Annotated in this window: 23 protein-coding genes; 10 read left to right on the plus strand and 13 right to left on the minus strand. The window is 65.2% G+C overall.

Annotation, left to right across the window (positions count from 1 at the left end; genetic code table 11):
* Window position 1: 1 nt before the first annotated feature.
* From flgK to flgB, 10 genes are all read right to left on the minus strand, one after another.
* Window positions 2-1,342, minus strand: coding sequence for a flagellar hook-associated protein FlgK (gene flgK, locus DIZ22_RS01700; RefSeq protein ID WP_004208214.1), 1,341 nt, complete (start codon window positions 1,340-1,342; stop codon window positions 2-4).
* Window positions 1,339-1,683, minus strand: a complete 345-nt coding sequence (locus DIZ22_RS01705) for a rod-binding protein (protein ID WP_004208213.1) — start codon at window positions 1,681-1,683, stop codon at window positions 1,339-1,341. Before DIZ22_RS01705 ends, flgK begins: the two co-directional genes overlap by 4 nt.
* Window positions 1,683-2,798: a flagellar basal body P-ring protein FlgI gene (locus DIZ22_RS01710; RefSeq protein WP_004208212.1), complete on the minus strand. Its 1,116-nt coding sequence runs from the start codon at window positions 2,796-2,798 to the stop codon at window positions 1,683-1,685. Before DIZ22_RS01710 ends, DIZ22_RS01705 begins: the two co-directional genes overlap by 1 nt.
* On the minus strand, window positions 2,798-3,478 hold the full coding sequence (locus DIZ22_RS01715) for a flagellar basal body L-ring protein FlgH (protein WP_048938692.1): 681 nt from the start codon (window positions 3,476-3,478) through the stop codon (window positions 2,798-2,800). Before DIZ22_RS01715 ends, DIZ22_RS01710 begins: the two co-directional genes overlap by 1 nt.
* An 8-nt stretch (window positions 3,479-3,486) precedes the next feature.
* On the minus strand, window positions 3,487-4,275 hold the full coding sequence (flgG, locus tag DIZ22_RS01720; protein ID WP_010338863.1) for a flagellar basal-body rod protein FlgG: 789 nt from the start codon (window positions 4,273-4,275) through the stop codon (window positions 3,487-3,489).
* Window positions 4,276-4,343: 68 nt separating this feature from the next.
* Window positions 4,344-5,087 carry a flagellar basal body rod protein FlgF gene (locus DIZ22_RS01725; protein WP_004208209.1) on the minus strand — a complete coding sequence of 248 codons (744 nt, stop codon included), beginning with the start codon at window positions 5,085-5,087 and terminating at the stop codon, window positions 4,344-4,346.
* 24 nt (window positions 5,088-5,111) lie between these two features.
* Window positions 5,112-5,957, minus strand: coding sequence for a flagellar hook-basal body complex protein (locus DIZ22_RS01730; protein WP_017500436.1), 846 nt, complete (start codon window positions 5,955-5,957; stop codon window positions 5,112-5,114).
* 34 nt (window positions 5,958-5,991) lie between these two features.
* A complete protein-coding gene (locus DIZ22_RS01735; protein WP_010338861.1) occupies window positions 5,992-6,651 on the minus strand; it encodes a flagellar hook capping FlgD N-terminal domain-containing protein in 660 nt (219 codons plus the stop codon).
* On the minus strand, window positions 6,648-7,058 hold the full coding sequence (gene flgC / locus DIZ22_RS01740) for a flagellar basal body rod protein FlgC (protein ID WP_004208206.1): 411 nt from the start codon (window positions 7,056-7,058) through the stop codon (window positions 6,648-6,650). Before flgC ends, DIZ22_RS01735 begins: the two co-directional genes overlap by 4 nt.
* 2 nt (window positions 7,059-7,060) lie before the next feature.
* Window positions 7,061-7,429 (minus strand): flagellar basal body rod protein FlgB, encoded by a 369-nt coding sequence (gene flgB, locus DIZ22_RS01745; protein WP_004208205.1) that lies wholly within the window; start codon window positions 7,427-7,429, stop codon window positions 7,061-7,063.
* A 258-nt stretch (window positions 7,430-7,687) separates the two neighbouring features.
* On the opposite strand from flgB, the gene DIZ22_RS01750 reads away from it, so the two are divergent.
* From DIZ22_RS01750 to DIZ22_RS01785, 8 genes are all read left to right on the plus strand, one after another.
* Window positions 7,688-8,356 carry a MotA/TolQ/ExbB proton channel family protein gene (locus tag DIZ22_RS01750; protein WP_004208204.1) on the plus strand — a complete coding sequence of 223 codons (669 nt, stop codon included), beginning with the start codon at window positions 7,688-7,690 and terminating at the stop codon, window positions 8,354-8,356.
* Entirely contained in the window at window positions 8,353-8,865 is a 513-nt protein-coding gene (locus DIZ22_RS01755) for a flagellar motor protein MotB (protein WP_048938695.1), read from the plus strand. The genes DIZ22_RS01750 and DIZ22_RS01755 overlap by 4 nt, the downstream gene beginning before the upstream one ends.
* 63 nt (window positions 8,866-8,928) lie before the next feature.
* On the plus strand, window positions 8,929-9,477 hold the full coding sequence (locus DIZ22_RS01760) for a flagella basal body P-ring formation protein FlgA (RefSeq protein WP_010338857.1): 549 nt from the start codon (window positions 8,929-8,931) through the stop codon (window positions 9,475-9,477).
* 45 nt (window positions 9,478-9,522) lie between these two features.
* Window positions 9,523-9,798 carry a flagellar biosynthesis anti-sigma factor FlgM gene (gene flgM, locus DIZ22_RS01765; protein ID WP_048938696.1) on the plus strand — a complete coding sequence of 92 codons (276 nt, stop codon included), beginning with the start codon at window positions 9,523-9,525 and terminating at the stop codon, window positions 9,796-9,798.
* 15 nt (window positions 9,799-9,813) lie between these two features.
* Window positions 9,814-10,125 (plus strand): hypothetical protein, encoded by a 312-nt coding sequence (locus tag DIZ22_RS01770; protein WP_048938697.1) that lies wholly within the window; start codon window positions 9,814-9,816, stop codon window positions 10,123-10,125.
* A 146-nt stretch (window positions 10,126-10,271) separates the two neighbouring features.
* Window positions 10,272-11,093 carry a flagellar protein FlgJ gene (locus DIZ22_RS01775; RefSeq protein ID WP_048938698.1) on the plus strand — a complete coding sequence of 274 codons (822 nt, stop codon included), beginning with the start codon at window positions 10,272-10,274 and terminating at the stop codon, window positions 11,091-11,093.
* A gap of 9 nt (window positions 11,094-11,102) precedes the next feature.
* A complete protein-coding gene (gene flhA / locus DIZ22_RS01780; RefSeq protein ID WP_004208198.1) occupies window positions 11,103-13,220 on the plus strand; it encodes a flagellar biosynthesis protein FlhA in 2,118 nt (705 codons plus the stop codon).
* Between the two features lie 12 nt (window positions 13,221-13,232).
* Window positions 13,233-13,970: a FliA/WhiG family RNA polymerase sigma factor gene (locus DIZ22_RS01785; protein ID WP_010338853.1), complete on the plus strand. Its 738-nt coding sequence runs from the start codon at window positions 13,233-13,235 to the stop codon at window positions 13,968-13,970.
* A 16-nt stretch (window positions 13,971-13,986) separates the two neighbouring features.
* Here DIZ22_RS01785 and mdoH read toward each other — a convergent pair whose 3' ends face one another.
* The 3 genes from mdoH to DIZ22_RS01800 form a co-directional block, all read right to left on the minus strand.
* Window positions 13,987-15,873, minus strand: a complete 1,887-nt coding sequence (gene mdoH, locus DIZ22_RS01790) for a glucans biosynthesis glucosyltransferase MdoH (protein ID WP_048938699.1) — start codon at window positions 15,871-15,873, stop codon at window positions 13,987-13,989.
* A gap of 60 nt (window positions 15,874-15,933) precedes the next feature.
* The gene (locus tag DIZ22_RS01795; RefSeq protein ID WP_048938700.1) at window positions 15,934-17,421 is read right to left on the minus strand and encodes a glucan biosynthesis protein; all 1,488 of its coding nucleotides are present in this window, start codon (window positions 17,419-17,421) and stop codon (window positions 15,934-15,936) included.
* A 213-nt stretch (window positions 17,422-17,634) separates the two neighbouring features.
* Complete coding sequence (locus DIZ22_RS01800; protein WP_010338850.1) at window positions 17,635-18,495, minus strand: flagellin; 861 nt, start codon at window positions 18,493-18,495, stop codon at window positions 17,635-17,637.
* A 312-nt stretch (window positions 18,496-18,807) separates the two neighbouring features.
* Between DIZ22_RS01800 and DIZ22_RS01805 the strand changes: the two genes are divergently transcribed.
* Complete coding sequence (locus tag DIZ22_RS01805) at window positions 18,808-20,085, plus strand: sigma-54 dependent transcriptional regulator (protein ID WP_048938701.1); 1,278 nt, start codon at window positions 18,808-18,810, stop codon at window positions 20,083-20,085.
* 13 nt (window positions 20,086-20,098) lie between these two features.
* Window positions 20,099-20,458, plus strand: coding sequence for a flagellar hook-basal body complex protein FliE (gene fliE / locus DIZ22_RS01810; protein ID WP_048938702.1), 360 nt, complete (start codon window positions 20,099-20,101; stop codon window positions 20,456-20,458).
* Window positions 20,459-20,461 lie beyond the last annotated feature (3 nt).

Raw genomic sequence — 20,461 nt, forward strand, 5'->3', positions numbered from 1 at the left:
GTCACATGATCTGCAGGATCGAATCGACCGTGTCCTTGGCGACCTGCAGGATCTTGGCGCAGCCCGAATAGGCCTGCTGGATCCGCAGCAGGTCTGCCGCCTCCATGTCGAGATCGACCCCGCTCACCGCTTCGCGCGCGGCGACCGCCTGGTCGCTGCGGCTCTGAGCCGTGGTCTTTTCCGCCGTGCTGGCAGTCAGCAGATTGGCGTTGCTGGTGATCAGGGTCGTCCAACCCTGTTCGACGCTGCCGCTGCCGCGCAGGGTCGATGACACCGTCAGCAGATTGCCGTTCAGCGTGCCGTCGGCCGATTTGGTCGCGAGAGCATCCGGCTCCACGTCCAGCGCGACCAGCGTCGCGGCGCTGCCGCCATAGGACAGCAGCGGCACGCCGCTGGCGCCGGTATCGGTATAGCCCTGCGCATGCCACTCATTGACGTCGGTGGCGAACTGCTCGGCCAGCGTGTCGAGGCTGGCACGGCGTTCGGCGGTGGTGTCGGCCGATGCGAACAGCCCGCCCAGCGTGCCGTTGGACGGAGCGGCGAGTGCCGTGCCGTCGGACAGGGCCAGCGACAGGCGGCCATCGGTGGCGGACGCGGTCACCGCGACCGACGCGGCGGTGTCGCCCGATACCAAAGTGGTGCCGTTATAGCTGACCTCGGCACTGTCATGCGCGCCGAAGCTGATCGTCACATTCAGGTTGGAAGACAGCGTCTGCAGCGCGGAATCGCGACTGTCGAGCAACTGGGCATAGGCCGACGTGCCCGGCTGCGCGCGCAGCAGGCTGTTGTTGATCGCGGCCAGCGACGACAATTGCTGGTTGATCGTCTGGGCCGACGCCTGCGCCTCGGTATTGATGCCGGTCGATATGGTTTCCAGGTCGGCGGCGGTCTGCCGGAAGGATTCGGCGACGCGGCCAATGCTGTCCAGCGTGGTGACGCGCAATGACGTGTCGCTGGGGCTCGCCGCCAGCTTGTCCAGATTCTGGTACATCGTCGTCATCAGCTGGCCGACACCGGTTGCGGTGTCATTGAGTGCGGTTTCGATGTCGGTCTGCCAGCGCACGCGCGCGTTCGCGCTGCCCAGCGCCATGGCGGTGATGCGCACTGACGCATCCAGATAGGGGTCGGTGCCGCGATTGATGCTGGCGACCTGAGTACCGCCGAAATTCGCCTTGGCGACATAGGTCGCCATGGTCGCGGTCGACGATCCCGATTCCACCGTCGTCACCGACCGGCGGGCATAGCCGTCGGTGCTGGCATTGGCGATATTCTCGGAAATGGCGGCCATCGCCGTGCGATAGGCCTTGGTGCCCGACGCACCGATGATGAACAGGTCGCTCATGCGCCCTCAGCCGTGGTTGCCGTGCCGGTCGCGGCCGTGCTGCCGGTCTGGGCCGGGCTGTCGTCCTTCACGCGGGCACCGAACTGGTGCATCAGCAGTTCGGCGATGCCCATCGCGCCCTTGGTCGACATGGCGTCGGCGGTGCGCGCATCGGCCATGTCCTGGAATTGCTGAGTTGCGCTCGAATCGGTGATGCCCTCGGCCAGGCTGGCCGATCGCATCGCGCCGATCATCTGGCGCAGGAATACCGCTTCGAACTGCTGCGCCGCCTTCTGCAGCGCAGCCTTGGTCTCGAAGGGGTTGGATGTGCCGCTTGCCGCGGTTGCGTTCGATACCTGCATCACAACACCACCAGTTCCGCTTTCATCGCGCCCGCCTGTTTCAGCGCCTCAAGGATCGCGACCATGTCCGCCGGGGAGGCCCCGATGGCGTTGACCGCCTTGACTATATCGGCCAGCGACGCCCCACCTTTAAAATTGACCATCGGTTTTTTCTGTTCGTCGATGCTGATGTTCGACGATTGCTCGACGGCGGTCTGGCCCTGGCTGAAGGGCGCGGGCTGGACGACGCGCGGGCTTTCATTGACGCTGACGGTCAATTTGCCATGGGCGACGGCGGCCGGATGAATCTTCACCGCGCCGTTGATGACGACGGTGCCGGTGCGCGCGTTGACGATCACGCGGGCCGGGGCATCGGCGGGCGTGATCTCGATATTCTCGATCATGCCCATCATCAGGATGCGTTCCTCGGCACCCGGCGTCGCGTCGATCGCGACCGACACGGCATCCATCGCGCGGGCGCGGCGATCACCGAAGGTCTTGTTGATGCCGTCGGCCACGCGCAGGGCGGTGGTCAAATCGGCTTCGGACAGGTTGAAGGTCAGGGTCGGCGCGGTGTCGAAGCCGGTGGCAACCGCACGCTCGACCGTCGCACCTTCGGGGATGCGGCCGGCCGACGGGATGTTCACCGACACCTGGCTGCCATCGGCACCGGACACGCCCAGGCCACCAACGGCCAGATTGCCCTGCGCCATCGCATAGATTTCGTTATCGGCGCCACGCAGCGGCGTCATGATCAGCGTGCCGCCACGCAGCGACTTGGCCTTGCCCATCGCCGACACGGTGACGTCCAGCCGCTGGCCGGGCTTGGAAAAGGCCGGCAGGTCAGCCGTCACCAGCACGGCGGCGGCATTCTTGAGCGCCGGGTTGACGCCGGCGGGCAGGGTCAGGCCAAAGCGCGAGACCACGCCCTTCATGCCCTGCACCGTATATTCGATGCTGTCGTCGCCGGTGCCAGCCAGACCCACGACGATGCCATAGCCGGTCAACTGGTTGGGACGGACGCCCTGGAAGGTGCCCAGATCCTTGACGCGTTCGGCATGGGCCGGCGCGGCGATCAGCGCCAGCAGCGGCAGGAGGAAGCGGAACAGGCGTGTCATGGCGGTCCGGGTCTCCATCAGAAGGGGCTGATCATCGAGAAGAAGCGCTGCAGCCAGCCCTGGCGGCTGGCGCGGGCGATCTCGCCCTTGCCGGTATAGATGATCTTGGCGTCGGCCACGCGGGTCGACAGGATGCGGTTGTCCGGGCCGATATCGGCCTGGCGGACCAGGCCGCTGATCTGGATGAACTCGTCGCCGCGATTGAGCGTCAGCGCCTTCTCGCCCTTCACCAGCATGGTGCCGTTGGGATAGGCGGCCGCGACCGTCACGGTGATCTCGCCGTTCAGCGCGTTCGACTGGGTCGCCGCGCCCTTGCCGGTGAATGCGTTGTTACCACTCATCGCGATGTCGCTGGACGAGAAGAGCTTGGACAGCGGGCCGGTGGTCGGCGGATTGAGGCCGATCGAGCCGCTGCGGTTGGTGTCCGCGCTGTTGCTCTTGGTCGCCTGCGTCCGTTCGACCAGCACGATGGTGATGATGTCGCCGACATTGCCGGCGCGCGCGCCGCTGGTCAGCGGCGTGTAGCCGGTCGACACCTGGAAGATCGAGCCATTGGCCTGCGGGGCCTGCGGCTGGGCGATGACGGTCGGCGCATAATATTCGCGCTCGACCTCGCGCTTCTTCTTTGCAGCGAAGGCGGGCGACGCGGCCATGGAGACCATGGCGAGGACGACGAGCGAAGTGGAGAGCGCGCGCATCAGTCAGCTCACATATTCTGGTTGGCGTACTGGAGCATTTCGTCCGTCGCCTTGATCATCTTGGAATTGACCTCATAGGCGCGCTGGGTCTCGATCATGTCGACCAGCTCCTCGACGATGTTGACGTTCGAGGTTTCCAGATTGCCCGAGCGGATGAGGCCGCGACCTTCCAGGCCCGCAGTGCCGACCTGCGGCGTGCCGCTGGCGGCGGTTTCGACCAGCAGGTTGCCGCCGATCGACTGAAGCCCTGCCGGGTTCATGAAGCTCGCCAGCTCGATCTGGCCCAGCTGGGTCGGTTCGCTTTCGCCCTGCAGCGTCGCCGACACGGTACCGTCATTGCCGACGGTGACCGACGTCGCGCCCTGCGGCACGGTGATCTGCGGGATCAGCGGCAGGCCGTCGCTGGTGACGACGGTGCCTTCGGCGGTGACGCTGAAATTGCCGGCACGGGTATAGGCGGTCGAACCGTCGGCCTGCTGCACCTGGAAATAGCCCGATCCCTCGATCGCCATGTCCAGCGCATTGCCGGTTTCCTGCAACGTGCCCTGCGTGTTGATCTTGCTCGTGCCCTGCAACGAGACGCCCGAACCCAGATTGAGGCCGGTGGCGAACTTGTTCTGGCTGTCGCTGTTGGCGCCGGCGGCGACGATCTGCTGATAGGCCAGCGTCTCGAAGTCGGCCCGGTCCTTCTTGAAGCCGGTCGTGTTGACGTTCGCCAGGTTGTTGGCGATCACGCGCATCTTCGTGTTCTGCGCGTCAAGGCCGGTGCGGGCGACATGAAGGGCGGCGTTGGTCATCGTTCAATCTCCGTGCGGCTCCCCGAAGGGATGCTCATGCGTCGTTCACAGCAAGATGCGTGCCAGAATTAACCATCCAGTTTCATGAGCGATGCGCCGCCGTCGTCCATCTGCTTGGCGGTGTCGATCATCTTGATCTGGGTTTCCCAGGCGCGGCTGGCTTCGATCATCTGGACCAGCGCGGCGGTGGCGTTGACGTTCGATCCTTCCAGCGATCCCGATGTGACGGTCGCGATCGGATCTTCGGGCAGGGCGCCGCCATTCACTTCGCGGAACAGCCCGTCGGTGCCCTTGGCGATGCTGGAACCGGCGGCATTGACCAGCTTCAGCTTGTCGACCTGCTGCGGATTGGCCGGATCGCCGCCCTGGGGTACGCCCCAGATGCTGCCATCCTGGGCGATCGACACGCTGTCCATCTGGGGCAGGGTGATCGGGCCGCCCTGGCCCAGCACGGCCAGGCCGTCGCCAGTGGTCAGCAGGCCGCTGTCATTGACCTTCAGGTCGCCACGGCGCGTATAGGCTTCCTGTCCGTCCGGGGCCTGAACGGCGAGCAGTGCGTCGCCGTTCATTGCCACGTCCAGCGGATTGCCGGTTTCGGTGACCGCCCCCTGCGCCATGTCGGCGGCGATCACCTGTTCGGAGGCCTGGGCTCGGGTGTCGAAGGTGTCGCCCTTGATCCAGCGCGTCTCGGCATTGGCGATTTCGGCGCGAAAGCCGACCGTGTTGGCGTTCGCGAGATTGTTCGCGATCGACGCCTGGCGGGCCATCGCACCGCGCATCGCGGTCAGTGCCGTGTTGACGAGCCGGTCCATGGGCTACCCCTTCTACCCTAAGCCTTAGCTACGGATGTTGACGATGGTGGTGGTCAGCGTGTTGGCCGCCTCGATCGCCTTCGAGTTCGCCTGGAAGTTGCGCTGGGCAGCGATCAGCTGGACCAGTTCGTCGGTGATGTCGACGTTGGAACGTTCCAGCGAGCCCGAGTTCACTGCACCGAACATGCCCTGGTTGGGCGTGCCGATGATCGCGTTGCCGCTTTCCACGGTCGAGGTCCAGTGCGCGTCGCCCTGCTGGCGCAAGCCTTCCAGGCTGTTGAACGATGCCATGGCGACCTGGCCCAGATAGACGGTCGAACCGTCGGCATAGATGGCCGAAACCAGGCCGTCCTTGCCCACGCCCACGCTGGTCAGCTGCGCGCCATCGGCTTCGCCCTTGTAGGTGGTCGGGATCTGCAGGTCGGTCAGGTCGTTGGGCGTGGTCGCGCTGGTCGCCGGGGTGGTGATTTCGCCGGTGTCGGGGTCGACCGCGAACACCTGGATGCGCGAACCGGTGGTGTCGACGGCATAGCGGTCATTGTCGACTGAGAAGGCGCCGTTGCGGGTATAGCTGATCGTGCCGTCTTCGCCCTTCACGGTGAAGAAGCCTTCGCCCGAGATCGCCATATCCAGCGTCTTGTCGGTGGTTTCGATCGTGCCCTGGGTGAACTGCTGGGTGATGCCCTGCACGCGCACGCCCTGGCCGGCGACCTGGTGGGTGGTCTGCATCGGCGCAGCGGCGAAGATGTCGCCGAACTGGGCTTTGCTCTTCTTGAAGGCGGTCGAGTTCACGTTGGCGACGTTGTTCGAGACGGCGGACAGGTCGGCCTGTGCGCCCTTGAGGCCGGAAAGCGAAACATAGAAGGACATGGCGTAGCTCCTTGGGTGAAAAGGATGGGTGAAATTACATCAGGCTGATCGCGTCGGTCGGGGCGAAGCTGCCGAGCGCCGTGATCAGTTTGGAGGAGGAACCGTCGGCGGGTGACTGGACGGCGGCGATGGTGGCCCAGGTCGCGACCTGGCTGGTGGTGCCGCCATTGACCTTGACCTGCAGGGCGGAGGAGGAAACGGTTTCGCCCGCATCATCCTTGCCGTCCCAGTAGAAGGCGACTTCGCCGGCGCTCTGCGCGCCCAGGTCGATCGACTTGACGACATTGCCGTCGCCATCGACCAGGTCGACGCTGACGGCATCGCTGGCGCCGCTCAGCGTAATCTGGCCGGCATAATAGCCGCTGGAATCGGGCACCGCGACATTGCTCTGAACCAGCATCGACTTGCCGATCCAGCTGGCCGCATCGCCAAGCCGCGTGCCGCTCAGTTCCGAAGCCAGCGATTTCAGCGACTGGTTCATTTCGGCGATGCCGGTCGACTGGGTGATGGTCGCCATCTGCGACACCATCTCGGTATTGTCGACCGGTTCGAACGGATCCTGATACTGCATCTGCGCGGTCAGCAGGGTCAGGAAGCTCGACTGATCCATGGTCGCGCTGCCCGTGCCGACATTGGCATTCGGGTTGTAGACCGAAAGGCCTGCGCTATCGGTGACGGTAGACGTCGTCGTCATTTGCCGATCCTTATGGTTTCGAGCATCAGGGATTTGGCGGTGTTGAGCACCTGCACATTATTCTGGTACATGCGGGCGGTCTCGATCATGTCGACCATCTCCGCATTGCTATCGACCGCAGACTCCCAGACATCGCCATTGGCATCGGCCAGCGGATGATTGGGGTCGTGGCGCTTGGTCGGTTCCGCATTGGTGGTCACGACATTGGCGACCTTGACCGTCGATACGCCGGGGCTGTCGGTAACCGACTGGAAAACCGGCTTGATCGCGCGATAGGCTTCGGCGGCGCTGCCGGTGACATTGCCGGCATTGGCCATGTTCGATGCGGTGGCGTTCAGACGCACCAGCTGCGCGCTCATGGCGCGGCCGGCGATGTCGAACACATTCATGGGGCCTGAACCGCTCATGCTCATTCTCCCTTCAGCGCGCGGTTGATGGTGTTGATGCGCCCCTCCAGGAAGGAGAGGGTGGTGCGATATTTCACCGCATTTTCCGCAAACAGGGTCTGTTCGGTGCTCAGTTCGACGGTGTTGCCGTCAAGGCTGGGCTGCAACGGCACGCGATAGCCCATGGCATCGTCCACTGCCTGGCCGACATCGGCCGGGCCGCGGTCGCTTTGGGCGGTCGCTTCCTTGAGCGCAGCATCGAAATCGATGTCGCGCGCCTTGTAATTGGGGGTCGAAGCGTTCGCGATGTTGGACGCGAGCAGGGACAGGCGCTGCGAGCGAAGCGCCAGCGCCTTTCCGTGGATCCCGAACAAACCGTCTTCCAGCGACATTTCCCGTCAGTCCCTTTTTGCCCTTTCGGGCCTAAAGCTTTCGATCGTCCCGCCGTTCTCCTGCCTGATGGCGTTCGATGCGAGCGATCCAGCCGGATATCCGCAAGGACCGTGCCAATTTGCGTGGGTGACGCAGGATGGTGCGGCAAACTGCCGCAAATCCGGGCTTTCGCGGCATCGGGCGGCAAGGGCGGCAAAAATTTGCCGGGTGGCGGCAATCTTTTGCCGCCCGGTCGGGATGGCGGAACGGAAGGTGGGATGATCGGGATTTTGGCGCATCTGTTCGATCCGCTTACGCTCGCCGCGATGCTGGGTGGCGTCGCGGTCGTAGCGCTGGCGCAGAATGGCGTTCAGGCGGTCGGCCGAGCCTGCGTGGCGTTGCGGCCTTTGCTGCGCGCCGATCCGCTGCGCGACCGGGATGCGGCGCGCACGGCCCTGCTCCAGATCGACCAGGTGGCCCAGTTGCGCGGCCTGATGTGCATCGACCGGGTGAAGAGCGACAGCGGCTTCATGGTCGATGCTGCGCGGCGCCTTGCCAATTGCGATCGCGTCGAACAATTCGAAACCTGGGCGTCGCAGGCGCTGGCCGATCGCGCCCAGCGCCACGCCAGCGTGCGCAATGTCTGGCTGTCGGTCGCCGATGCAGCGCCGGCACTGGGCATGGCCGGCACGATCATCGGGCTGGTCGGCATGTTCGCGGCGATGGATGATCCGTCCGCGCTTGGCCCTTCCATGGCGCTTGCGCTGCTCACAACCCTTTATGGCGTGGTCATCGCCAACCTGCTCGCCGCGCCGATCGCCGCGCGGCTGGCGACCCTGTCCGAACAGGAACTTGCCTGGCAGCAGGAGGCGGTGGCGCGCATGCTGGCGATTGCGCGGCGCGAAAATGCGCCGCTGCGCCGCGCATCGATCCGCGAAGTCGCATGACCGCGCCCGCAATCCCATCGGCAGCAACGGCGGCCCGGCGCAATCGCTGGGCCGTCAGCTTTGCCGATCTGCTGATGCTGTTGCTCGGCTTCTTCGTGCTGCTCCAGGCGACCGGCGGCCAGCGCCGCGATGCGATGCTGGCCGAGGTCAGTCGCCAATTTGGCGGCCGCCCCGCCCGCACCGCGATCGAGCTGCGCGCGGCAGAGCTGTTTGCGCCGGGCGAGGCGATGCTGACGCCGCAGGGGCAGATACGCCTGCGCGCAGCGGTGCGCCCCTATATGCAGGATGACCGCATGATCGAGCTGCGCAGCCAGGGGCAAGACCGGGCGCGACAGCGTTTCGACGATTGGGATCTGGCGGCAGCGCGGCTTGGCGCCGTGGCGCGCGCGCTCAAGGCGCAGGGCATCGGCGGCGATCGCCTGCTCATCCGCGGCCTGGATCAGGCGGACAGCGCCGACGGGCAGGGGCAGGTGATCCGCATCGCACCGGGCGAGACCGTGAAGCCCTGATCCTTAACTGGCACGTTTGTTGCTTTTAACCATGGCGAAAGTCCGCATTTTCGGAGAAGCGCCGTGACCAGACCCGTTCAGTTCCTCGCCATCGCCTTGGCCTGCGCCGCTGCGCAGCCCGCGCTGGCGCAGCAGAAGTTCGAGAATCTGGATCGCATCGACAGCCTGGTCGCGATGACCGTCGGCGCGAACATGGGCGAACCCGGTGGCCCGCTGGCGCCGGTCGATCGTCGCCTCCGCCTTGCCGCCTGCCCGACCACGCCCAGCGTCGAAGGACCGATCTTCGGCGCCGCCATGGTCAAGTGCGATGCACTGGGCTGGCGCATTCGTGTGCCGCTGGTCGCGGGCGCCGCCGCAGCTGCCTCCGGCCCGGTCGGTCGCTATGCCCCCGCCGCGCGGCCGGTTGCCAAGGAATCGGTCGTCAAACGCGGCGATCCGGTCCAGCTCATGGCTGGCAATGCCAGTTTCAGCGTATCGCGCATGATGATCGCCGATGAAGATGGCGCAATTGGCGAGACGATTCGCGTGCGCGAAGACAAGAAGTCATCGCCTGTACTTGCCCAGATCGTGGACATGGGCGTAGTGCGCATTCCGGGATTTAATAATTTTTGAACTTGTCCGTTATAGCGTTCAAGGGACGAGTGAAGGAATGAACCAATGATCAACTCAGTCGGCCAGAGCATCAGTTCGGCAATCGAGGCTAACCGCTTGCGCGAAGGGGGTAAGACCCGCGCCGCATCGGCAACCGGATCGACCGGCACCGCCGCGTCGGCATCGACGTCGGCCAGCCCGGCGGCGCGCATGGCGGCCGAGGGCGCGCCTGTCGACATGGACCGCATCGCCGCCATCAAGGCTGCGATCGCTTCGGGCAATTACCCCGTCAACCCGTCGGTGATCGCCGACCGGATGATGGCGCTCGATCTTCCCGCCTAAACAGGACATTCCTTCATGCCCCTCGGCCTTGCTGCACTGGATGGTCTCTTCGCCGCCTTTGACGACCTGCGCGCTGCGCTGGACGGCAATGATGCGGCCGCGATCGAAGCCGCCAGCACCAAGGTCAGCACGGCCGCGGCTGCTGCCCGTGCGATCGGCGCCTGGCGTTCCGAACCCGATGTGGTCGAACGGCTCAACCGGCTCCTGCCGCTGATCGAAGCGGCGCGCGTCCGCACCAATGTGCTGGCGGACTATACCAGCCAGCGACTCGCGATCCTGACCTCCAACGGCGCTCGCAATGCGCCGCTCACCTACGGTCGGCGCTGACAAAAATAAATTTTGCTTTCGGGCTAAAGCGGCGCCAATCGGCGCCGTTTTTCGTTTTACGCAGAATCTTGTTTAACCGCGTTAACCAAATCTTGGCACAAGCATTGCTCTAATAGCCCACGGTACCAAATGGGGATTGTGGGTCAGTGTCGGCACTTGCAGACATTTCAGCAACGGGAGCTTCGGCCGGTAATCGCGTCACCAACGCGATTGCGATGGCGAGCCGTCGTACCGGTGTGGATTTCTCCTACCTGCTTGGTCAGGCCAAGATCGAATCCAGCCTGAACCCCAGCGCCCGTGCCGCCACCTCTTCCGCCACCGGCCTCTATCAGTTCGTCGACCAGAGCTGGCTCGCCGTCGTCGACAAGCATGGCGACGAATATGGGCTGGGCTGGGCGGCTGACGCGATCAGCAAGGGCAGCAATGGCCGCTATTATGTGTCGGACCCTGATCTGCGCCAGCAGATCCTGGACCTGCGCAAGCATCCCGAGACCGCCTCGGTCATGGCGGCGGAACATGCCGCCGACAACAAGGCCTATCTGGAAAGCCGCCTGGGCCGTGAGGCCGAGCCGGTCGATCTCTACCTCGCCCATTTCCTGGGCGTGGGTGGTGCCTCCAAATTCCTGTCGATGAATGATCGCGCGCCTGGCGCAACGGCTGCCTCGATCTTCCCGGCGGCGGCGCGTGCCAATCGCTCGATCTTCTACGACAAGCAGGGCAATGCCCGCAGCTTCGCCGATATTCGCGATCGCTTCGCCAGCAAGCTGCAAAAGGGTGTCGATTCGATCGGCACCGGCAATGTCCAATATGCCGATGCTTCGCTGCCCAGCGGCGCGAAGACCGTCGCCCCCGCCGATTATGTGCGGATAGAAACCCAGCGCCTTGCAACCCAGGCCGACGTCACCGTCCGCCCGGAACCGCAGACCGCGCGTCTCGCCTATCTCATGCTCGCCACCCTCGGAAGGTAACGGCCTCTCATGACTCCCACCCAAGTCAAAGCGAAGATCTGGATGAGCGCCGCCAAGGGGGCGGTGTTGCCGTTCGCCACGCTGATGGTCGTGCTGTTCATGATGGTGCCGGTGCCGGCGGTGATGCTGGACATCGGCTTCATCACCAACATCATGATCAGCCTTGCCGTGCTGATGGTGGCGCTCAACGCTGCCAAGCCGCTCGACTTTTCCAGCTTCCCGACGGTGCTGCTGTTCGCGACCCTGCTGCGCCTGGCGCTCAACGTTGCCTCGACCCGCGTCGTGCTGGTGTCGGGCCATGAGGGATCGGACGCCGCGGGCCAGGTGATTGAGGCATTCGGCCACTTCCTGATCGGCGGCGACTATGTCGTCGGCATCTTCGTCTTCGCGATCCTGATGATCATCAACCTGGTGGTCATCACCAAGGGCGCGGGCCGCGTGTCGGAAGTGTCGGCGCGTTTCACCCTGGATGCCCTGCCGGGCAAGCAGATGGCGATCGACGCCGATCTCAACGCTGGTCTGATGACGCCTGAGGAAGCCAAGCTGCGCCGCGCCGAAGTCGCGACCGAGGCGGATTTCTACGGTTCGATGGACGGTGCGTCCAAATTCGTGAAGGGCGACGCGATCGCCGGCATCCTGATCCTGGCGATCAACATCATCGGCGGCATCATCCTGGGCGTGGTCAGCCATGGCCTGGCGATGGGCGATGCGGCCCAGACCTATATCCTGCTCGCCATCGGTGACGCGCTGGTCGCGCAGATCCCGGCGCTGCTGCTGTCGATCGCCGCCGCCTCGATCGTGACCCGCGTCAAGTCCGAACAGGATCTGTCGGCCCAGGTCGCCGGCCAGTTCGGCACTGGCAAGGCCTGGGTGCCCGTTGCCGCGATCCTCGGCTTCCTCGGCATCCTGCCGGGCATGCCGCATCTCATCATCCTGACGGCCGCGGCCATCGCCGGCGGTATCGCCTGGCAGCTGCGCAAGGCCGGCCAGCGCAAGGCCGCCGAACCCGAACCGGTTGCGCCGCCGCCCAACCCGGCCATCATCGAATGGAACGACGTGTCCGATGGCGCGATCCTGGGTCTGGAGATTGGCTATGGCCTCATCGGCCTGGTCGACGAGCGCAAGGGCGCGCCGCTGATGGCCCGCATCACCGGCATTCGTCGCCAGCTGTCGAAGGAACTGGGCTTTGTCGTGCCGATGGTCCGCGTGAAGGACAATCTGGCGCTCGAACCCAATCAGTATCGCATCACCATCGCCGGCGTCGTCGTGGGCGAGGATGATATCTGGCCCGACGATCTGCTGGCGCTGGACAGCGGCATGCTGGAAGGCACGGTCGCCGGTCGCCCGGCCAAGGATCCGACCTTCGGCCTCGACGCTGTCTGGATTTCGCCGGCCAAGCGCAGCGAGGCGGTGGTCGCCGGCTATACCGTGGTCGATCCGCCGACGGTGGTCGCCACCCATCTCAACCAGCTGATCGCGATGAACGCGGCCGAGATGTTCGGTCTGGACGAAGCGCGCAAGCTGCTCGACAATCTCAAGGATGTCGCGCCGCAGCTGGTCGACGGCCTGACCCCCGGCACGCTCAGCCTGACGCAGATTTCCGCGCTCTGCCGCGCGCTGCTGTCCGAAGGGATCGCGCTCAAGGATTTCCGCCGCATCTGCGAGGCGATGGTCGATGCGGCCCGCCCCGACATGAACCACGAACAGCTTGTCGAAGCGGTGCGCCAGCGCATCGGCGCGCTCATCATCCAGGGCCTCGTCCCGGTGAAGATGCCGCTGCCGGTCATCACCCTCGACGGCGATCTGGAAGCGATGCTGGCGCAGGCGATGCGTGTCGCCGGCGACGCCAAGCATCCGATCGAGCCGAGCCTGGGCAACCGCATCGTCGAATCGGTCGTGCATGCCGCCCGGCCGATGCTGGGCCAGGCGCGCAATTTCGCCATCGTCACCTCGCCGGTCGCGCGCCGCGCGCTCGCCCGGCTGTTCAAACCCCATCTGCCCGAGACCCCGGTGCTGTCCTTCCTGGAAATCCCGGACGGCAAGGGTGTCGAGGTTGTCGCCGTCGTCGGTGGCGAGCAGCGTCCCACGCCCCGGCACGATCCGCTGCCGCGTGAACGCGTCGCCTGAGGAGACTGACCAATGTATATGAATAAGGTCGCTGCAGGCTCGGATGTCCTTACCTATGGACGGGCAGGGCTTGCCAATTCCCCCGAACAGCTGGCGCGCCGCTATATGCCGCTGGTGCGCAAGATTGCCTGGCATGTCCATGGCCGCGTCTCCAGCGCGATCGAGGTGGAGGATCTGCTGCAGATCGGCATGGTCGCGTTGGTGGAGTCTGCCAACAGCTTCGAGGATCGAGGCCTGGGCTTCGCCTCCTATGCGCAGTTGCGCGTGCGCGGCGCGATGATCGATCATCTGCGGCGCCATTCGACCCTGTGCCGCTCCGCCATGGCGACCCGCAAGAAGCTGGCCGCCACCCGCGCGAAGCTGGAACAGAAGTTAGGACGGGCGCCGCTCGAAGCGGAAATGGCCGCTGAACTGGGCATGGACGCCGCCGACTATCGCGAGGCGGCCGATGGCGCCGAGATGGTCCAGCACACCAGCATGGATGAGGTCTATTCCGACCAGTCCATGTGGTTCGCCGATGTCGAGGATCGTGCCGACGACATCATGGAGCGCGAATCGCTCAAGGGCGCGCTCGCCAAATGCATCGGCGAACTGCCCGAGCGCGAGGCGCTGGTGCTGCAACTCTATTTCGTCGAGGAACTCAATTTGGAGGAAATCGGCCAGACGCTGGACATCGGTGCGGCGCGCGTCTGCCAGATCAAGAAGTCGGCGCTGGACAAGCTGCGCGGCAAGCTCAGCGACTGGAACTGACCGGCTCGCACGCCCGTCAACCGTCGTTGGCGGGGCGCGATACCGATGCCTTGCGACCCGGAACCGGCCAGCGGAAACGCAGCGGCCGGTAATTCTGTGTCCGCCACCAGGGTTCGGGCACCTGGAACAGGCCACTATTTTCCGCCCGCTGGCCCAGATCCTTGCGTGCGGTCAGCGCGGCCAGAATGGGCGCGGCGAACAGGCCGGCCAGCACCGGGCTCATCCAGCCGATCGCATTGGCGCGCACCGCCAGCACGGTCAGGCCGACGCCCAGCAAGATATGCCATTTGAACAGCCATATCGCACCCAGGATCGCCATGCCGTCGCGGTCGCGGGTCTGGCCGTTCCAGCTCGCCTTGCGGCCCATCAGGATGCTGAACAGGTTGATCGTCTGGGTCAGCATCGCGACAGGCGCCATCAGGATCGACAGGATTATGTCGGCGATCACGCCGCGCGTCATCCGCACTGCGCCGCCAAAGCCGATCCGCCGCGACGGGTCGGCCATGGCCCAGCCGATCGCCAATATCTTGGGACCGAACAGCAGCACCGCTGTCACCGTCAGCAGCGTGCTGGACGGCAGCACGGCGGCCGGCGGCCAGACGCCGGTGGCGACGCCGCCCAGAACCACCAGCATCATCGCCAGCCATAGCGGCGAGGTGCAATAGGCCGATGCGCCGACGAACAGCTGGAACCGGCTGACCGGATGCAGCCCCTTGATCTTCGCCAGCAGCGGGACATGCTGGATATTGCCCTGGCACCAGCGACGATCGCGGGTGAACAGGTCGGGCATGGCCGGCGGAAATTCCTCGAAACTGTCGTCGGCGGTGACCATGTGGACGTCCCAGCCACGCCGGCGCAGCAGCGCCGCTTCCAGCATGTCATGGCTCAATATATGGCCGCCAAAGGGCGCACGGCCCGGCAGTTCGGGCAGGCCGCAGCTTTCGGCGAAGGCGCGCACCCGCACGATCGCATTATGGCCCCAGAACATGCCTTCGGACCCGGCCCACCAGATCATGCCGGCGGCCGAGATCGGCCCGAACAGGCGGCTGGCAAATTGCTGCCAGCGGGCGAACAGCGTGGCCGCGCCCATCACCGTCGGCACGGTCTGAATCAGGCCCAGATGCGGGTGGCGTTCCATGTCGACCGACAGGCGCGCCATGGTCTGGCCGCTCATCACGCTGTCGGCATCCAGCACGATCATATGGTCATATGCGCCGCCGAAACGGGTCACCCACTCCTCGATATTGCCCGGCTTGCGGCCGATATTGCGGGCGCGGCGGCGATAATGGACCGGGCGCGAGAAGGCCTTGCGCATTTCCAGATAGGCCTTGCGCTCGGTTTCGCCATTTTCCGGGTTGGAATCCGACAGGATGAAGAATTCGAAGCGCTCGCCCCCCATCACCTGCGACAGCGATCGTTCCATGATCGACAGGCGGCCGAGCACGCCCAGGAAATCCTCGTTGCAGACCGGCAGCAGGATGGCGGTGCGCGCCTTGAGCGGTGTGCGGTCTCGCGGGATATAGGGGCGCACGCCCTTGCCCTTGCCGACCGTCAGCAGCAGGAAGCCGATCGCGGCAGTGGCAAAGCCAAAGGCGATCCAGGCAAAAAGCGGGATGAACAGGGCAAGATAGACGCCCTCCCAGAAGGAAATGCCATCCAGGCCGATCGACCGGCGCATCTCGTGCGCGGCAAGCGCGGCGGGCAGCAGTGCCAGCAGCACGACCAGCAGCCGGCGGGCCCACAGGTCAATGTTCAGTGGCCGATGGATCCGACCAGGCGCGGTCGCGAAATCCTGCACCGGCATGGCAAGCGGCGCTTCTGCCGGCACGCTTTCGAACGCCCGGACAAGCGCTTGCGCCCCCGTGGCCCCATCGGCCACGTTCGTGCCTCCTGTCGATGTCATGTCAGACCCATTCCTGGTTAACCCGAGCGCTAGAACCTTTCGCTACCCGCGTGGTTCCCTTCATGCGCCTATCGGATAATGCACATATTCACTGAACGCGCGATTGCCAGAGCGAAGTTGGACCCGGATATCCGCCGCCCTGTCGCCCGATTTGCGGATGTCGATCGCCACGCGATACAATCCCTCCTGGCCCAGTACCGGATATCCGCCCTTCTTGACGATGGTGCCATTGCCGATGTCGGTCCACAGTTCGGGCTTCGCGTCGGCGGGCAGGCCGGCAAAGTCGATCACCAATCGTTCGACCCCGGCTTCGTCGCCACGACCGCGCCAGACCGCCTGCACGATCGCCAGATTGCTGGCGGCGGGTGCCCGGTCCGCGGTCCAGTCCAGCCGATAGGCGGCGTCGATCCGGCTGCCGGGACGCGCGGCCTTGGCCGGCGTCCAATAGGCGCAGACATTGTCGGTATATTCGCTGTCGGTCGGGAAGGTGTAGAGCCGCACCTGTCCTGCGCCCAGCGGCGCAGACGGGGTCGCCCATAGCGAGGGGCGACGGTCATAATAGACGCCGTCATCCTGATAATGGTCGAAATTGCGGTCGCGCTGCAACAGGCCAAAGCCCTTGGGGCTAGTCTCGGCAAAGCCATCGACGCGCGGGACGGACGGGTTCACCAGCGGCCGGGCCTGCGCGCTGCCATCGGCACTGGCGATGGAGAGCAGGTCGGAATCATGGATTTCCGGGCGCCAGTCGGTGCCCTTGGTCCGATGCGCCTCGTCGTACCAGAACATGCTGGTCATCGCCATCAGCCCCAGTTCGGGGATCGGCCGGCGCGGGAAGAGGGCGGCGGTCACGTCCTGTGTCACCCCCTTGGCGCCAAGCCGGTTGACGAAGCGGAAGGCGCCGGTGATCGATGCCCCGTCCAGCAGGGCATAGACGGTGACGCTGTTGTCGCCGGTCCGCTCCAGCCAGAAATGGGTGAAGCGGGGAAATTCCTCCTTGCCCGGAATGCTGGTGTTGATCGCGATCGCGCGGGCGGACAGGCCGAACTGCTTGGTCGGGCCGGGCGCGCGGAAATAGCTGGCACCCAGGAAAGACAGCCAGTCGCCGTCGCGCCTGGCATTCATGATGCGGAATCCAGCATAGCCCGCGTCCGGGCCAAGATCCGCGACGGCATTGCCGTCGGGCGTCTCGAACATGGCGGGGTCATAACGCAGCGGCGTCGCCACGCCCTTGTCCACCAGTGCGATCTGCACCGGCTGCTGGGCCGTGCCGCTCAGCGGGAACAGGCGGACGCCGGTGTCGCCGGGCAGGTCGCCCCAGATCGTCTTCTCGTCGCGGAACCGGGCCTGGTGCATCTGGTCATAACCGACCTTGGCGGCGACCGGATTGGGCGGGGTTTCGGCAAAGGGCGCGCGCGCCAGCTTCTGCGCCATGGCGATGATGCCATCCCACGAGAAACGGTCGTTTCTGGCTTGGGAAAGGGCAGGGCGGGGGAGCAGCAGCGCTGCGCCCGAAGCAGCGATCAAGGCGCGCCGGTCGATCATGGTCATGCGTCCATCATGGGTGCTGATCGCGGCAATGCAAGATGTGCCTGTAATCAAACGCGATGAAGCCCCCGTCCGGGGGGACGGAGGCTTCGAATTTGGCCGTTTGATCGAAGGTGTTACCCCCGGCACGGTGGGGACTGTTGATGTGCCGGGGGTGACATGGCGGGTTGCCGGTGACCAATACCTCAACCCGTCATTTTCGGTGTCCGATCCGGATTACTGGATCAGCTTCATGACGTTCTGCTGGCTCTGGTTGGCCTGGGCCAGCATCGCGGTCGATGCCTGGCTCAGGATCTGGGCCTTGGCGAGCGCGGTGGTTTCGGTCGAGAAATCGGCGTCTTCGATGCGGCTCTTGGCGTCGGTCAGGTTGGTGACGTTCGCGGTCAGCGTGTTGACGGTCGATTCCAGGCGGTTCTGCACCGCACCGAGATTGGCGCGCGAGGTGTCGATCGCCTTCAGGGCCGAGTCGTAGAGGTCGAGCGCTGCGCCGACGTCGAAGGTGCCGGCCGTGACGTCGAGGGCGGTGGTGGTCGCACCAGCGGTCACGACGGCGGCGACATCGGTGTCGTCTTCGACATTGCCCAGGTCGATTTCGATCGCGTCGCTGGAGTTGGCACCAGCCTGGATGTTGATCTTGCCGTCAGAGGCGGGACCGGCCGAACCGTCGAACAGCTTGATGCCGTTGAAGCTGGTGTCCGACAGAACCTTGCCGATCTGGGTGGCGAGCTGGTCGATTTCCGACTTGATGTTGCCCTTGGCGGTGTCGTCGTTGGTGTCGTTGCCGGCCTGGACGGTCAGTTCACGCATGCGCTGCAGCATGTTGGTGACTTCGCCCAGTGCGCCTTCTGCGGTCTGCGCCAGGCTGATGCCGTCATTGGCGTTGCGGATGCCCTGGGTCATGCCCTTGATCTGCGAGGTCATCGACGAAGCGATGGCGAGGCCGGCGGCGTCGTCCTTGGCCGAGTTGATGCGCTTGCCGGTCGACAGGCGCTCCATGGCGGTGGACAGAGCCTTGCTGGAGGCGGCCGAAGCATTGGTGGCCCGCAGCGCCGACGAGTTGGTTCCGATAACAGTCATGATATTCCCTTTCCGTTCATCAGGTCGCTGTCGTCTGACGCTTGCGGCCTCGAAAGGGGATAACGGCGGGCCGCGAAAAGCTTTTAGGGGATGATGCGATTTTTCTGGAAAAAGACGGAAAAACAGCCCTCTACGCGTGCGCGTATATATAGAGTGCGATTTTTCTGCCGGCGGAGCGGAAAAAAATTGCCGGTCACCGGCAAGTTAATGGCCGCGTTAACCATCTAATAACCACGTAGGCGTAAATTTAAGTCATCGAAGGGGGTAGGGGCGTGCGGGGGCACAAACCTGCCAAGACACTGGGGACAGTTCATGTCATCGCTTGACGTGAGCCGTGGGGTCTGCGCGCTCGTTCCGGGCTTGCAGCACTGGCTCGAAAATGCCTTGTACACGGTGCGGATCGTGGATGCGCAGAGCCCGCGTGAGCGGGATAGCCGCCGCGTCCTTCTCGCGACCGAGATCGGCCATGCCACCCATCGCGATATCCTCATCAACCTGGTCGACGGCAAGCCGTCGCTGGTGCCGGCGGCCAATGGCCTGCCCGCCCGCGTCGCCTTTGGCCTCGAAGACATGGGTTTTGCCTTCGCGCTGATCGCCGAGCTGGCCCGCCCGGCTTCGGTCCCGGCCGTTGGCGATGCCGCCAGCGCCCGCCTGATGACACTGGCCGGCCGCGTGGCCCGCAGCGATGCTACCGTCCTGATCCAGGGCGACACCGGCACTGGCAAGGAAGGCATGGCGCGCTTCCTTCATACCCAGTCCGGCCGGGTCACCCATGACTTCATCGCCGTCAACTGCGCCGCGCTGCCCGAAACCATGATGGAAGCCATGCTGTTCGGCCACAAGAAGGGCAGCTTCACCGGCGCATCCAATGCCTCGGACGGCCTGTTCCTGGCCGCGGACGGCGGCACCCTGTTCCTCGACGAAATTGCGGAGCTGCCCCTCGCGCTCCAGGCCAAGCTGCTGCGTGCCCTCCAGGAAGGCGAAGTGCTGCCGGTCGGCGCCACCCATCCGGTGCCGGTCAATGTCCGCATCGTCGCCGCCTGCAACCGCAACCTGGCCGATGAAGTCGCCGCGGGCCGCTTCCGCGAAGACCTTTACTGGCGCCTCAATGTCATGGCGCTGGAACTGCGCCCGCTGGCCGAACGTCCCGGCGACATCGCCGCGATCGCCGCCGCCATGCTGCTGCGCCACCAGGATGCCGGCAAGGACGGCTTTGTCTGGCCGACCGCCGCGGCGCTAGGCAAGCTGGCTGCCCATCGCTGGCAGGGCAATGCCCGCGAGCTGGGTAATGTGCTGCAGCGCGCGCTGGTGCTGCGCGACGGCGAGCGTATCGAAGCCGACGACCTGCATGTCGCCGGCGCGCCGCAGCCGCTGCGTATCGTTTCGGCCGCGCCGGTCGCCGCAGTCGCTGCCGCGCCGGCCGAACCGATCCGCCTGCGCGACGTCGCCCATCATTCCAAGCTGGAAGCGATCCGCACCGCCCTGCGCGAGACCGATGGCCATCGCGCCGCCGCCGCCCGCAAGCTGGGCATTTCCGAACGCACGCTGCGCTATCGGCTCGCCGAGATGCGCGAGCTGGCTGCGGCTTAAGGAGGGTTAGGGCATGACCGGTATCTCTCCCACCGACAGCGTGATGGCGATGCGCAATGCCATCCTGCAGAAGAACGCCGCGCTGCGCGACGTCGCCTCGACCGGCAATGTCGGTTCGGCTGGCGGCGCTGGCGCAACGCAGGGCACCGCGCCCGGCGGCTTCACCGATGCGCTCAACAACGCGCTCCAGCAGGTCAACGGCCTGCAGGCCCAGGCCGGCGACGCCGCCTCGGCGTTCGAGCGGGGCGAAACCACCGATATCGCTGCGGTCATGCTGGCCAAGCAGCAGGCATCGGTCAGCTTCGAGGCGACCCTCCAGGTCCGCAACAAACTCCTGTCCGCCTACAAGGACATTATGAGCATGCCGGTCTAACCC

The sequence above is a fragment of the Sphingobium sp. LF-16 genome, from assembly GCF_003711185.1.
GTDB classification, from domain to species: Bacteria; Pseudomonadota; Alphaproteobacteria; order Sphingomonadales; family Sphingomonadaceae; genus Sphingobium; species Sphingobium yanoikuyae_A.

What these genes read in the sequence shown, in the direction of transcription:
- flgG (WP_010338863.1), bottom strand. Translation starts at nt 4,275, where the DNA reads ATGACCAACGCCGCCCTTCATGTCGCCCGCACCGGCCTTGACGCGCAG.
- DIZ22_RS01730 (WP_017500436.1), bottom strand. Translation starts at nt 5,957, where the DNA reads ATGTCCTTCTATGTTTCGCTTTCCGGCCTCAAGGGCGCACAGGCCGAC.
- DIZ22_RS01710 (WP_004208212.1), bottom strand. Translation starts at nt 2,798, where the DNA reads ATGGAGACCCGGACCGCCATGACACGCCTGTTCCGCTTCCTCCTGCCG.
- DIZ22_RS01750 (WP_004208204.1), top strand. Translation starts at nt 7,688, where the DNA reads ATGATCGGGATTTTGGCGCATCTGTTCGATCCGCTTACGCTCGCCGCG.
- DIZ22_RS01705 (WP_004208213.1), bottom strand. Translation starts at nt 1,683, where the DNA reads ATGCAGGTATCGAACGCAACCGCGGCAAGCGGCACATCCAACCCCTTC.
- DIZ22_RS01755 (WP_048938695.1), top strand. Translation starts at nt 8,353, where the DNA reads ATGACCGCGCCCGCAATCCCATCGGCAGCAACGGCGGCCCGGCGCAAT.
- flgM (WP_048938696.1), top strand. Translation starts at nt 9,523, where the DNA reads ATGATCAACTCAGTCGGCCAGAGCATCAGTTCGGCAATCGAGGCTAAC.
- flgK (WP_004208214.1), bottom strand. Translation starts at nt 1,342, where the DNA reads ATGAGCGACCTGTTCATCATCGGTGCGTCGGGCACCAAGGCCTATCGC.
- DIZ22_RS01800 (WP_010338850.1), bottom strand. Translation starts at nt 18,495, where the DNA reads ATGACTGTTATCGGAACCAACTCGTCGGCGCTGCGGGCCACCAATGCT.
- DIZ22_RS01805 (WP_048938701.1), top strand. Translation starts at nt 18,808, where the DNA reads ATGTCATCGCTTGACGTGAGCCGTGGGGTCTGCGCGCTCGTTCCGGGC.
- mdoH (WP_048938699.1), bottom strand. Translation starts at nt 15,873, where the DNA reads ATGACATCGACAGGAGGCACGAACGTGGCCGATGGGGCCACGGGGGCG.
- fliE (WP_048938702.1), top strand. Translation starts at nt 20,099, where the DNA reads ATGACCGGTATCTCTCCCACCGACAGCGTGATGGCGATGCGCAATGCC.
- flgC (WP_004208206.1), bottom strand. Translation starts at nt 7,058, where the DNA reads ATGAGCGGTTCAGGCCCCATGAATGTGTTCGACATCGCCGGCCGCGCC.
- DIZ22_RS01795 (WP_048938700.1), bottom strand. Translation starts at nt 17,421, where the DNA reads ATGACCATGATCGACCGGCGCGCCTTGATCGCTGCTTCGGGCGCAGCG.
- DIZ22_RS01715 (WP_048938692.1), bottom strand. Translation starts at nt 3,478, where the DNA reads ATGCGCGCGCTCTCCACTTCGCTCGTCGTCCTCGCCATGGTCTCCATG.
- flgB (WP_004208205.1), bottom strand. Translation starts at nt 7,429, where the DNA reads ATGTCGCTGGAAGACGGTTTGTTCGGGATCCACGGAAAGGCGCTGGCG.
- DIZ22_RS01725 (WP_004208209.1), bottom strand. Translation starts at nt 5,087, where the DNA reads ATGGACCGGCTCGTCAACACGGCACTGACCGCGATGCGCGGTGCGATG.
- DIZ22_RS01735 (WP_010338861.1), bottom strand. Translation starts at nt 6,651, where the DNA reads ATGACGACGACGTCTACCGTCACCGATAGCGCAGGCCTTTCGGTCTAC.
- DIZ22_RS01785 (WP_010338853.1), top strand. Translation starts at nt 13,233, where the DNA reads ATGTATATGAATAAGGTCGCTGCAGGCTCGGATGTCCTTACCTATGGA.
- DIZ22_RS01770 (WP_048938697.1), top strand. Translation starts at nt 9,814, where the DNA reads ATGCCCCTCGGCCTTGCTGCACTGGATGGTCTCTTCGCCGCCTTTGAC.
- flhA (WP_004208198.1), top strand. Translation starts at nt 11,103, where the DNA reads ATGACTCCCACCCAAGTCAAAGCGAAGATCTGGATGAGCGCCGCCAAG.